10 protein-coding genes and 1 tRNA gene are annotated in these 12125 nt (G+C 70.9%); 8 read left to right on the top strand and 3 right to left on the bottom strand.

The genetic code is table 11. The annotated features are described in order from the left end of the window. Positions 1-259: 259 nt before the first annotated feature. On the bottom strand, positions 260-781 hold the full coding sequence (locus OG627_RS23045; protein ID WP_329068013.1) for a universal stress protein: 522 nt from the start codon (positions 779-781) through the stop codon (positions 260-262). 1079 nt (positions 782-1860) lie between these two features. On the opposite strand from OG627_RS23045, the gene OG627_RS23040 reads away from it, so the two are divergent. The 8 genes from OG627_RS23040 (at position 1861) to OG627_RS23005 (ending at position 9662) form a co-directional block, all read left to right on the top strand. Continuing rightward, positions 1861-3120: a GlxA family transcriptional regulator gene (locus OG627_RS23040; protein WP_329068012.1), complete on the top strand. Its 1260-nt coding sequence runs from the start codon at positions 1861-1863 to the stop codon at positions 3118-3120. Positions 3121-3130: 10 nt separating this feature from the next. After that, positions 3131-3733, top strand: a complete 603-nt coding sequence (gene orn, locus OG627_RS23035; protein WP_329068011.1) for an oligoribonuclease — start codon at positions 3131-3133, stop codon at positions 3731-3733. A gap of 114 nt (positions 3734-3847) precedes the next feature. Beyond that, positions 3848-3920, top strand: a tRNA-His gene (locus OG627_RS23030). 99 nt (positions 3921-4019) lie between these two features. Continuing rightward, positions 4020-4589 (top strand): hypothetical protein, encoded by a 570-nt coding sequence (locus OG627_RS23025; RefSeq protein WP_329068010.1) that lies wholly within the window; start codon positions 4020-4022, stop codon positions 4587-4589. Between the two features lie 281 nt (positions 4590-4870). Continuing rightward, the gene (locus OG627_RS23020) at positions 4871-6208 is read left to right on the top strand and encodes an ABC transporter substrate-binding protein (protein WP_329068009.1); all 1338 of its coding nucleotides are present in this window, start codon (positions 4871-4873) and stop codon (positions 6206-6208) included. Positions 6209-6210: 2 nt separating this feature from the next. Then, entirely contained in the window at positions 6211-7221 is a 1011-nt protein-coding gene (locus tag OG627_RS23015; RefSeq protein WP_329068005.1) for a carbohydrate ABC transporter permease, read from the top strand. 9 nt (positions 7222-7230) lie between these two features. After that, complete coding sequence (locus OG627_RS23010; protein ID WP_329068003.1) at positions 7231-8175, top strand: carbohydrate ABC transporter permease; 945 nt, start codon at positions 7231-7233, stop codon at positions 8173-8175. Between the two features lie 77 nt (positions 8176-8252). Then, on the top strand, positions 8253-9662 hold the full coding sequence (locus tag OG627_RS23005; RefSeq protein ID WP_329068001.1) for a GH1 family beta-glucosidase: 1410 nt from the start codon (positions 8253-8255) through the stop codon (positions 9660-9662). Between the two features lie 216 nt (positions 9663-9878). Here OG627_RS23005 and OG627_RS23000 read toward each other — a convergent pair whose 3' ends face one another. Then, positions 9879-11411 carry a sensor histidine kinase gene (locus OG627_RS23000; protein ID WP_329067999.1) on the bottom strand — a complete coding sequence of 511 codons (1533 nt, stop codon included), beginning with the start codon at positions 11409-11411 and terminating at the stop codon, positions 9879-9881. Continuing rightward, the gene (locus OG627_RS22995; protein WP_329067998.1) at positions 11408-12097 is read right to left on the bottom strand and encodes a response regulator transcription factor; all 690 of its coding nucleotides are present in this window, start codon (positions 12095-12097) and stop codon (positions 11408-11410) included. Before OG627_RS22995 ends, OG627_RS23000 begins: the two co-directional genes overlap by 4 nt. Positions 12098-12125 lie beyond the last annotated feature (28 nt).

The following is a 12125-nucleotide window of genomic DNA, read 5'->3' as shown; positions in this document are numbered from 1 at the left end:
TCACAAGCGCGCAATGCACCTCTACGCGTGAGTAAATTCACCTGTGGGGTAAGGAAGTTGACGCGAACTGGGCGTACCCGGTGGATTCAGGGGCGCGTAGTGGCGTACGGAGCGCGCGCGGCGCGCAGGTCGCTCGGGGGCGGCGCCGGCGCGCGGAAGTGACTCCCGCGCTTCGACCGGCACCGCACCGACGGCTGTTCGGAGTACCGCCGGGGTTACGGAGTACCGCCGGGGTTAAGGGTTACGGAGTACCGCCGGGTTACGGAATGACGACGACCGGCCGCTGCGCGCGCCGCGCGAGCCGGCCCGCCACCGAGCCGAAGATCCGCCCGACAATGCCGTGCGTGGACCCGACGACGATCGCGTCCGCCGAGTACTCCTGCCCGACTTCTTCCAGTTCGTGGCAGATGTCCCCGCCGCGCTCGACCAGGATCCACGGCACCTCGGCGAGGTAGTCGGCGCAGGCCAGCTCCAGGCCGAGCACCTCGGTGCGGTGATCCGGGACGTCCACGAACACGGGGGGCTCACAGCCCGCCCAGACCGTGGTCGGGAGCCGGTTGGCGACATGGACGATGATCAGGCCGGAACCGAGCCGTCTGGCCATGCCGATGGCGTAGGCGAGAGCCCGCTCGCTGGACATCGAGCCGTCGAAGCCGACGACCACTCCGTGCATGAAGGCGGGATCGCAGGATGCGTGGGTCTGTTCCGCCGGCTGTAGATCCGACAGAGGGTCGGCTACCTGCTTGCGGTCTGCGGGTTCTGGGATTTCGTGACCGGCCATGGGTATCTCGGCGAAGGAGGTCCTCGTGGGAAGGATCAACAGGGGGCGGGGCAGGAGCGGCTGTGTCCGGGAATCATCTTCCCAACCCCATACCCCGAAGGGTACGGCGGCACTCCTCTCATGCCCAGAGCCCGGCGCCTCACACGCTGGCGTTCCAGGGAGCATGCACGAGCCCACGCGGGAGCGCAATGGCGGATGCCCCTTACAGCGTTCCGGGCGGAGCGCCCGTAGCGTTCCGCTTCCCGTTGGCCAACGGCCACCTCGCGGCCCCCAGGGAGCCCCCGCGTCCGCACCACCGTCCCCGCCGACCCCGCCGGCCCGCATCCGCCGTACGGTCCGGCGGGGCGCTCCCAGGGCTCACGGGGCACCCTTGGGGCCCCTGGGGGCCCACGGGGCGAACAGGGGCCCCGGAGAGGGTCACGCCCGGCCGGGGGGCCGCGTGCGGCCGTACGCCGGTCCGCGCACACTGCGGCACACCCCCGCGCACACTGCGGCACACCCCCGCGCGCCGGAGGCGCCGCCGCGCGCAAGACACCACGCCGGGTTCCGAGCGTCCAGAAGTCGCCAATCCGGGCGGGCGCGGAGCGTGGATCGCCACGCGATCCGGAGGGCCTCGTACCGGTTCACATGGCGCGGTGGGCCGGGGCGCGTCGCGGCTCGCGCGTACGTGAGGGAGGTGCGCCGGGGGACTCAGGGCGCCACTGAGACATACCCATCACTTTTCAGCCAACTTCGCACTTGAGCAGAACCTTTGGTGAAATGGCCTGCCAACCCCCTTGCCACCAGGGAAGAAAGGACCGCTACCGTCGTCCGCACCCTACGGGGACGGGCCATGCGTGTGAGGCCCACTTCCACTCTCGGCTTCCGAGTGGAACGCTTCGTGATCGAATGCTTCGCGCCAAGTTGCCTTGTCGACATAGCGCCGGTTGGGGAACTTGTCACGCCGGCACCACGGGACACAGTAGATTCGATCATGAGTATCGACGGCTGGGGACCCGTGCAAAACCGAGGGGAATCGTGCAGGAGCGAAAGGCCCGACAAGAACGGGGAGACGCGAACACCGAGGGGGGCTTAGCACCATGAGCCAGGACTCCACTGCCGCACCGGAGTCAGTACGGAAGCTTTCCGGGCGTCGACGCCGGGAAGTCGTCGCCGTGCTGCTCTTCAGCGGCGGCCCCATCTTCGAGAGCTCCATCCCGCTCTCCGTGTTCGGAATCGACCGCCAGGATGCCGGGGTTCCCCGCTACCGCCTGCTCGTCTGCGGCGGGGAGGACGGACCGCTGCGCACCACGGGCGGGCTCGAACTCACCGCGCCGTACGGCCTGGAGGCGATCAGCAGGGCCGGCACCGTGGTCGTACCGGCATGGCGGTCGATCACGTCACCGCCACCGCCGGAGGCACTCGACGCGCTGCGTCGCGCGCATGAGGAAGGCGCAAGGATCGTCGGTCTGTGCACCGGCGCGTTCGTGCTCGCCGCGGCCGGTCTGCTGGACGGCCGCCCGGCCACCACGCACTGGATGTACGCGCCGACGCTCGCCAAGCGCTATCCGTCCGTACACGTGGATCCGAGAGAGCTGTTCGTCGATGACGGCGATGTACTCACGTCCGCCGGCACGGCGGCCGGAATCGATCTGTGCCTGCATATAGTCCGGACGGATCACGGCGCCGAGGCCGCGGGCGCGCTCGCGCGCAGGCTCGTCGTACCGCCCCGGCGCAGCGGCGGTCAGGAGCGCTATCTGGACAGGTCTTTACCAGAGGAAATCGGCTCCGACCCGCTCGCCGAGGTCGTCGCCTGGGCGCTGGAGCATCTGCACGAGCAGTTCGACGTGGAGACGCTGGCCGCCCGCGCGTACATGAGCCGCCGGACCTTCGACCGGCGGTTCAGGTCGCTGACCGGGAGCGCGCCGCTCCAGTGGCTGATCACCCAGCGGGTGCTTCAGGCACAGCGGCTGCTGGAGACCTCCGACTACTCGGTCGACGAGGTCGCGGGCCGCTGCGGCTTCCGTTCCCCGGTGGCGCTGCGCGGCCACTTCCGGCGCCAGCTCGGCTCCTCCCCCGCGGCCTACCGGTCCGCCTACCGGGCCAGGCGCCCGCAGAGCGATCCGATGCCGCCGGGGGTCATGGAGTCGGTCGTACCGGCGCAGTCGTCCCCGCACAACCGGCGGGCGGCTCCATCGGGCGTGCCGGGCCACGGGCAGGGACACGGCGGGGGGCCCGGCCACGGGCCGGGCCACACGTCGGGCCCGGGGGCCGTACCGGACCACACGAAGCCCGGTTCGGACATGTACGCAACAGGTCTGGGCCGTCCGAGTCTGCCCGGCCAGCGGAGCGCACCGTAGGGTAAGGCGCATGAACGATCGAATGGTGTGGATCGACTGCGAGATGACCGGGCTCTCGCTGACGGATGACGCACTCATCGAGGTGGCCGCGCTGGTCACCGACTCGGAGCTGAACGTGCTCGGCGAAGGGGTGGACATCGTGATCCGCCCGCCGGACGCGGCGCTGGAGACCATGCCCGAGGTGGTGCGGCAGATGCACACCACCTCGGGGCTCCTCGACGAGCTGGCGGGCGGCACCACGCTCGCCGCCGCCGAGGAGCAGGTCCTGGCGTACGTACGCGAGCACGTGAAGGAGCCGGGCAAGGCGCCGCTGTGCGGAAACACGGTCGGCACCGACCGCGGCTTCCTGCTGCGCGACATGGCGACGCTGGAGAGCTACCTCCACTACCGCATCGTGGACGTCTCCTCCATCAAGGAGCTGGCCCGCCGCTGGTACCCGCGCGCCTACTTCAACAGCCCCGACAAGAGCGGCAACCACCGCGCCCTGGCCGACATCCGCGAATCCATCGCGGAGCTGCGCTACTACCGCGAAGCGGTCTTCGTACCGCAGCCGGGCCCGGACTCCGACACGGCGAAGCAGATCGCGGCGAAGCACGTACTGCGAGCGGAATAGCCCGGCGCGAGACCGGTGGGAGCGCGGTAGCAGCGCGCTCTTAAGCCTGGTGCGAGCACCCTCAAGGACCCTGTACACTTTTTCTCGGCCGGTCAGGGAAAAAGACCGGGCGTGGTGGGTATAGCTCAGCTGGCAGAGCACCTGGTTGTGGTCCAGGATGTCGCGGGTTCAAGTCCCGTTACTCACCCTTACGAAATCGCCTCCGGGCCCTGGAAAACAGGGCGCGGGGGCGATTTTCTTGCTTGCCCCTACCCCGCGTGCCGCAGGGCCGCCGGAAGGACACGCATTGCGCAGCGCACAGCCCCCGGTGGCTCCCGCACGATTCGTTCTGCGCCGCCGCTCCTGGCCCGTGATGAGCTGGGCCGGGGTCATCCTCCTGTGGGCCATGTACGTGGTCGTGCTCCTGGCGGCACTGGCGCGGGAGGACTACGGAACCGCGTGGTTCTTCGCCTCGGCCCTGTGCGTCAACAGTGCGCTGCTCCGCAGGATCGGCAGCTGCCGTCTGGTGCTGCACACCGGTTTCCTGCTGGTCGAGAACGCGATCAGCACGCACCGCGTTCCCTACAAGGACATACGGGACGTGGAGCTGACCTCCAGCGGCGGAATACGGATCGCCACCTTCCAGGGCGACGAAGTGCGCCCTTTCGCCTTCGGCGGTTCCCTCGTCGACGCCTTCTTCGGAACGAGCGAAAGGGCGGTCGCCGAAATCAGGAAGCGCGTGCCGGGAAGAGCACAAGCACCGCGCGGCGAGCAGGCCGAGTCGGGTCGGCGGCTTCGACACTGCCGGTCCGCGGACCTCTTCCTGATACTCGCCGCGGTCACGGCCGCGGCGGGACTGGTCACGGAAATCCTGTAGGACGCGGGCGCGCCCCCCGTGCGGCCGTCCGTGCCCCCCGCTCAGACCATCCGTAGTCCAACAAACGGATAAACAGTCAGCTCCCGCCGCCCGGTCCCTTGACACCCCTACGGGGACGGGCGACCCTTCAACACATCACACATGGGAGCGCTCCCACCGTACCTGACCCATACATGCCCCGTACGTGGCCCGACCGCGCCGGAACCCCCCTCCCAGCCGCGGACGGCATCCCCAGCAGTTGGCCGGAGGCCGGCGCGCGTCGGTGCACTAGGAGGACGTCCATGCGTACACGTACTCGTTCGTCCCGCCGCGTGGTGGCCCTGGTGGCCGCCGCCGTTCTCGGCGCGGGAACCCTGGCCGGCTGTGCCGGGGACAGTGACGAACCCGCCGGCGGCGCCACGGCCGGCGAGGGCGGCGGTGGCAAGGGCAAGACCACGCTCACGGTGGGGGTCTTCGGCGCCTTCGGGCTGAAGGAGGCCGGGCTCTACGACCAGTACATGAAGCTCCACAAGGACATCGTCATCAAGCAGACGTCCATCGAGCGCAACGAGAACTACTATCCGCAGCTCCTCACCCATCTGGGCTCCGGCAGCGGACTCGCTGACATCCAGGCCGTCGAGGTCTCCAACATCGCCGAGGTCACCGCCACCCAGGCGGACAAGCTGGTCGACCTCGGCAAGGCGCAGGGGGTCCAGAAGGACAGCTTCCTGCCGTGGAAGTGGGCGCAGGCCACCAACCAGGCGGGGAAGACCATCGCGCTCGGCACCGATGTCGGCCCCGAGGGCATCTGCTACCGCAAGGACCTCTTCGCCGCCGCGGGGCTGCCCACCGACCGCGCGAAGGTCGGGGAGCTGTGGGCCGGCGACTGGCAGAAGTACCTGGAGACAGGGAAGAAGTTCAAGGCCGAGGCGCCCAAGGGAACGGCCTTCGTGGACTCGGCGAGCGGAGTGATGGCCGCGATCACCGGCAGTGAGGCCAAGCGCTTCTACGACGAGGACGGCAAGGTCATCTACAAGACCAACCCGGCCGTGAAGCAGGCGTGGAACAGCGCCGCCGCCTTCGCGCAGGGCGGGCTGACGGCCAAGCTCCAGCAGTTCACCCCGTCCTGGGACCAGGGCTTCTCGAACAGCGCCTTCGCCACGATCTCCTGCCCCGCCTGGATGCTCGGCTACATCCAGGACAAGGCCGGGGAGGGCGGCAAGGACAAGTGGGACGTGGCCGCCGCGCCCAAGCCCGGCAACTGGGGCGGCTCCTTCCTCTCCGTCCCCGAGGCCGGCAAGAACAAGGAGGCCGCCGCCGAGCTGGCCGCCTGGCTGACCGCGCCCGAACAGCAGGCGACCCTCTTCGAGAAGCGCGGCAGCTTCCCCAGCGCCGAAGCCGCGTACGCGCTGCCCGCCGTGGAGCGGGCCAAGCACCCGTACTTCGACAACGCGCCCATCGGTGAGATCTTCTCGCAGGCGGCCAAGGGCGTGCCCGTCCAGATCCTCGGCCCGAAGGACGGCATCATCTCCCAGAACCTGGCCGATGTCGGCATGCTCCAGGTCGACCAGAAGGGCACCTCCCCCAAGGACGGCTGGGACAAGGCCGTGAAGGCGATCGACAACGCACTGGACCAGTGACGATGGCCAGTGACGCACCCGCCGCCGCGCCCTCCGACCAGGAGGGCGCGGCCCCGGCCCCGGACGCGGCCCCCGCCGAGGACCGCGCGGCGGAGCGGCGCCGGGAGCGGCGCAGCCGCTGGTACCGCCGGGACGTGCGGTGGAGCCCGTACGCCCTGGTCGCCCCGTTCTTCGTCTTCTTCCTGGCCTTCGGCCTCTTCCCGCTCCTCTACACGGGCTGGGCCTCGCTCCACCGGGTGGAGCTGACCGCGCCCACCGACATGGAGTGGGTGGGGCTGCGGAACTTCTCGCGGCTGCTGAGCGACGAGTTCTTCTGGAACGCGCTGCGCAACACCCTGACCATCGGGGTGATCTCCACCGTGCCGCAGCTCCTGATGGCGCTGGGCATCGCCCATCTGCTCAACTACCGGCTGCGCGGCTCGATGTTCTTCCGGGTCGCCGTCCTCACCCCGTACGCCACCTCGGTGGCCGCGGCGACGCTCGTCTTCGTCCTCCTCTTCGGCCGCGACTACGGGATGATCAACTGGGCGCTGGGGATGGCCGGCATCGACGGGGTCGACTGGCAGAACGGCGCGTGGACCTCGCAGCTCGCCGTGTCCACGATCGTCATCTGGCGCTGGACCGGCTACAACGCGCTGATCTATCTGGCGGCGATGCAGTCGATCCCCGACGATCTCTACGAGTCGGCGGCGCTGGACGGGGCCACGCGCTGGCAGCAGTTCATCCATGTGACCGTGCCGTCGCTGCGGCCCACGATCCTGTTCACGGTCGTGGTCTCGACGATAGGGGCGACCCAGCTGTTCGGTGAGCCGCTGCTGTTCAACGGGGCGGCGGGCGCGACCGGCGGGGCCGATCACCAGTTCCAGACGCTCGGGCTCTATCTCTACGAGCAGGGCTGGGTGAATCTGCACCTGGGCCGGGCCTCGGCCATCGCCTGGACGATGTTCCTGATCCTGCTGGTCATCGGCGCGGTGAACTGGGCCGTCGCCCGCCGTCTGCGCAAGAGTTCGTAGGGGAGAGACATGTCGACGACTTCGCGGACTCTCGACGAGAGCGAACTCGGGAAGGACCTGCCCGCGGAGGGCGGGCCCGGCCCGGCCCGGCCCGGGAAGCTGCGGCCCGGCAGGGGCGGGAAGGGCGCGGGCCGGCAGCTGCACGGCGGGCGCGTCACCTACGCGATCCTGACCCTCTTCAGCGTTGGCTCCCTCTTCCCGCTGGTGTGGACGGCCGTCGCCGCGTCCCGCAACAACACCCGGCTCGCCCAGACACCACCCCCGTTCTGGTTCGGCGGCAATCTCTTCAAGAACCTGGAGATCGCCTGGACCGACGCCAACATGGGTACGGCGCTGCTCAACACGACGATCGTCGCCGGGTCCATCGCCGCCGGTACGGTGCTCTTCTCCACGCTCGCCGGTTTCGCCTTCGCCAAACTGCGCTTCCGGTTCCAGAACCTGCTTCTGCTGCTGGTGATCGGCACGATGATGGTGCCGCCGCAGCTCAGCGTCGTGCCGCTCTACATGCTGGTCGCCGAGTTGTCCTGGACCGATCAGCTCCAGTCCGTCATCCTGCCCACCCTGGTCAGCGCCTTCGGGGTGTTCTTCATGCGCCAGTACCTGATCGGCGCGCTGCCCACCGAGCTGATCGAGGCGGCGCGCGTGGACGGCGCGAGCAGCTGGCGGGTCGTGTGGCACGTCGTCTTCCCCGCCGCGCGGCCCGCGATGGCCGTGCTCGGGATGCTCACCTTCGTGATGGCCTGGAACGACTTCTTCTGGCCCATCATCGCGCTGACCCAGAACGGCAGCCCCACCGTGCAGGTGGCGCTGACCGGGCTCGGCCGCGGCTATATCCCCGACCAGTCGGTGATCATGGCCGGCGCGCTGCTGGGCACACTGCCGCTGCTGATCGCGTTCGTGCTGTTCGGCAGGCACATCGTCGGCGGGATCATGCAGGGCGCCGTCAAGGGCTGAGCGCGGGAGCCCACGCACCCGCGTGCGGGCTCCCACGCACAGCACCCCCCATCCCTACGGTCACTGGGAGCTGCATCATGTCCGACACCTTTCCGCCCGGCTTCCTGTGGGGCACCGCCACAGCCGCCTACCAGATCGAGGGCGCGACCCAGGAGGACGGCCGTACGCCCTCCATCTGGGACACGTTCAGCCATACGCCCGGCAAGACGGAACGGGGCGACACCGGCGACATCGCCGTCGACCACTACCACCGGCGCGCCGAGGACGTACGGCTGATGGCCGGCCTCGGCGTCAACGCGTACCGCTTCTCGGTCTCCTGGCCGCGCGTCCAGCCCACCGGCCGGGGCCCCGCCGTCCAGCGCGGTCTGGACTTCTACCGCGGGCTCGTCGACGATCTGCTGGACCACGGCATCGAGCCCGTCCTCACCCTCTACCACTGGGACCTCCCGCAGGAGCTGGAGGCGGCGGGCGGCTGGCCGGAGCGCGAGACGGCGTACCGCTTCGCGGAGTACGCGCGCTGCGTCGGCGAGGCGCTGGGCGACCGGGTGACGCGCTGGACCACGCTCAACGAGCCCTGGTGCAGCGCCTTCCTGGGGTACGCCTCCGGGGTGCACGCCCCGGGCCGTACGGACCCGGTGGCCGCCCTGCGCGCCGCCCACCACCTCAATCTCGGCCACGGTCTCGCGACAGCGGCGCTGCGCTCGGTGCTCCCGGCGACCGGGCAGGTCTCGGTGAGCCTCAACCCGTCGGCCGTACGGGCCCGTACGCGGTCGGCGGGCGACCTGAACGCGCGCCGCCGGATCGACGCGCTCGCCAACCGGATCTTCACGGGGCCGATACTGGGCGGCGCGTACCCGAAGGACCTCTTCGCGGACACCGCGCGCCTGACCGACTGGTCCTTCGTGCAGAGCGGCGACGAGGCGCTGTGCCGGCAGCCGCTGGACTCGCTGGGCATCAACTACTACCAGCCCGCCGTCGTCTCGGAGGCCACCGACCCCACCGCCGAACGCCACGACGGCCACGGGGCGAGCGACCACTCGCCCTGGCCCGGCGCCGAGTCGGTCGCCTTCCACCAGCCGCCGGGCGAACTGACCGCGATGAACTGGCCGGTGGATCCGAGCGGGCTGTACGACCTGCTCACGCACTACTCCCGCGAGGCGCCGGGGCTGCCGCTGATGGTCACCGAGAACGGCGCGGCGTACGACGACAAGCCGGACGCCGACGGCGTCGTCCACGACCCGGACCGGATCCGCTATCTGCACGGCCATCTGTCGGCGGTGCGGCGGGCGATCGCGGACGGGGCCGATGTGCGCGGCTACTTCCTCTGGTCGCTGATGGACAACTTCGAGTGGGCGTACGGGTACGGCAAGCGCTTCGGCGCGGTCCACGTCGACTACGAGACGCAGCGCCGTACCCCGAAGTCCAGCGCGCGCTGGTACGCGAGGCTGGCGGCCACGGGGGAGCTGCCGGATGCGCCGCTGGACTGACCCGGACGAGGGGGTGCGGGCGGCCGGGACGCGCGTCCCGGCGGGGACCGCGATGCGCGTCCCGGCCGGGTGGGGGGTTGGTTTCCGGCCGGGACGCGCGGCACTGGGACGCTTCGTCCTCGCTCCGCACGTTAGCGCGTCCGGGCGGGGCGAGAGGCTCGTTCCGAGGGGGCTTCGGGGTTCTTAGGGATCGCTTAAGGAGCACATGAGGGCGGGTTAGGGGGCGGGCGTCGGGGGCCCGGCCGGCGGCTGCGCGTCCGCCCGGGACGGTGCCCCGCGCCGGCGGCGGCGCAGCCGGTGGCCCCGGCGCGGTTCGGCCGGGGCGCGCCAGCCGTCGAGGCCGATCCAGACGCGTACCTCGGTGCCGCCGAGCACGGACCGTCCGATGCGTACGTCGCCGCCCGTCGACTCGGCGACCCGGCGGACGATGTCCAGGCCGAGGCCGGTGGAGCCGTCCCGGCCGCCGCTGTTGCCGCGGGCGAGCGCGGCCTTCGGGTCGGCGATGCCGGGGCCCGCGTCGGAGACGAGGACGATCACGGCGTCCTCCCCGTTGTGCACGTCGACCGAGAAGGCCGTGCCTTCGGGGGTGTGGCGGAAGACGTTGCCGAGCAACGCGTCGAGCGCGGCGGCGAGTTCGGTCCGTACGACCGGGATGCGTACGGGGCTGCCGACGCCCGCGAGCCGCACCGTACGGCCCTCGTCCTCGGCCAGCGCCGACCAGAAGTCCATGCGCTCCCGGACGACTTCGGAGACGTCGCAGCCACCGGCGGGTCCGGCCGCGACCGTCTGCGGCTTGGACTCGCGGGCGGTGCGGATGATCGTGTCGACCTCGCGCTCCAGCTGGGCGACGGCCGCCCTGGTCTGGTCGGCGGCCGGTCCCTCGCCCAGCGAGGCGGCGTTGAGGCGGAGCACGGTGAGCGGGGTACGGAGCCGGTGCGAGAGGTCGGCGGCGAGTTCGCGCTCGTTGGCGAGGAGCCCGACGACCTGGTCGGCCATGGAGTTGAACGCGACGGCGGCGGACCGCAGTTCGGCCGGTCCCTCCTCGGGGACCCGCGCGCCGAGCTTTCCCTCGCCGAGGGCGTGCGCGGCGCCCGCGAGGCGCTGCGCCGGCTCGACCACCCGTACGCCGAGCCGGTCGGCGACCGCGACCGAGCCGACGACCAGGGCGAGGCCGACGCCGGCGAGGACCAGCCAGGCGGTGGTGACGCCGTTGGTGACCTCCTCCCGGGGGACGTAGATCTCGACGACCGCGATCCGGCCCGAGCCGAGGGCGGTGGGCTGGAGGAGTACGGAGCCGCCGGGGGCCCCGGCCATGGCGGCGCGCGGGGTGCGCTGGACGGTGCGCAGGTCCTTCTCGGCGGCCCGGCTGGTCCCGATCTCCAGGGCCTCGGTCTCCAGCGCTTCGGTCTCCAGGGCCTCGGTCTCCGGGACTTCGGTGTCCAGGGCCTCCGTCTCCGTGACCTCGGTCTCCCGCGCATCGGCGTCCCGCGCGCCACCGGAGGCGGTGGCCGGCACGTGCACTGCCATCCGGCCGTCCGCGCCGGCCTGGGTGGAGGCCATGGCGCGCTCCAGCGCGTTGCGGTCGGTGGTGATGGAGAGGGTCGGCCCGATGGCGGCGGCCTGGCGTTCGGCGTTGGAGAAGGCCCTGTCCCTGGCCATCTCCTTGATGACGAGCCCCAGGGGGACGGCGAAGGCCACCACGACCATCACGGTCACCGCGATGACCACCTTGACCAGGGCCCATCTCATACGGGCGGCTCCAGCTTCACCCCGACGCCCCGCAGGGTGTGCAGATAGCGCGGGCGGGCCGCCGTCTCCCCCAGCTTCCGGCGCAGCCAGGACAGATGGACGTCGATGGTCTGGTCGTCGCCGTACGACTGCTGCCACACCTCGGCGAGCAGTTCCTTGCGCGCCACGACCACCCCGGGGCGGCTGGCGAGAAAGGTCAGCAGGTCGAACTCCCGCCGGGTCAGGTCGAGTCGCGTGCCGTCCAGCTCGGCCTGGCGGCGCAGCGGATCGATGGCGAGCCCGCCGACCCGGACGACGCTCGGTGGCGCGGCCTCCTCGGCGGTGGCGCGGGCCCGGCGCAGCACGGCGGCGATCCTGGCCGAGAGGTGTTCCACCGAGAACGGCTTGGTGAGGTAGTCGTCGGCGCCGTCGTTGAGCAGCCGTACGATCTCCGACTCGTCGTCCCGGGCGGTGGCGATGATCACGGGTACGTCGGTGATGCCGCGCAGCATCTTCAGCGCCTCCGCCCCGTCGAGATCGGGCAGGCCGAGATCGAGGATGACCACGTCGAAGCGGAAATGGGCCACCTCACGCAGCGCTTCGAGGGCCGTTCCGACGCTCCGCACGGTGTGGGCGGCCTCGGTCAGGTGCCGGATGAGGGCGGAGCGTACGAACTGGTCGTCCTCGACGACGAGCACACTGGGCATGGGCGGCACCGTACGCCATCCGGCGGGC

This window comes from Streptomyces sp. NBC_01429 (assembly GCF_036231945.1).
GTDB lineage: Bacteria > Actinomycetota > Actinomycetes > Streptomycetales > Streptomycetaceae > Streptomyces.
Note: the sequence above shows the minus strand (reverse complement) of the source record. Positions and strands in the feature narration are given on the sequence as shown.

Coding starts and splice junctions, on each gene's coding strand:
- OG627_RS23010 (WP_329068003.1), top strand. CDS start 7,231: ATGTCGACGACTTCGCGGACTCTCGACGAGAGCGAACTCGGGAAGGAC.
- OG627_RS23005 (WP_329068001.1), top strand. CDS start 8,253: ATGTCCGACACCTTTCCGCCCGGCTTCCTGTGGGGCACCGCCACAGCC.
- OG627_RS22995 (WP_329067998.1), bottom strand. CDS start 12,097: ATGCCCAGTGTGCTCGTCGTCGAGGACGACCAGTTCGTACGCTCCGCC.
- orn (WP_329068011.1), top strand. CDS start 3,131: ATGAACGATCGAATGGTGTGGATCGACTGCGAGATGACCGGGCTCTCG.
- OG627_RS23015 (WP_329068005.1), top strand. CDS start 6,211: ATGGCCAGTGACGCACCCGCCGCCGCGCCCTCCGACCAGGAGGGCGCG.
- OG627_RS23045 (WP_329068013.1), bottom strand. CDS start 781: ATGGCCGGTCACGAAATCCCAGAACCCGCAGACCGCAAGCAGGTAGCC.
- OG627_RS23020 (WP_329068009.1), top strand. CDS start 4,871: ATGCGTACACGTACTCGTTCGTCCCGCCGCGTGGTGGCCCTGGTGGCC.
- OG627_RS23040 (WP_329068012.1), top strand. CDS start 1,861: ATGAGCCAGGACTCCACTGCCGCACCGGAGTCAGTACGGAAGCTTTCC.
- OG627_RS23000 (WP_329067999.1), bottom strand. CDS start 11,411: ATGAGATGGGCCCTGGTCAAGGTGGTCATCGCGGTGACCGTGATGGTC.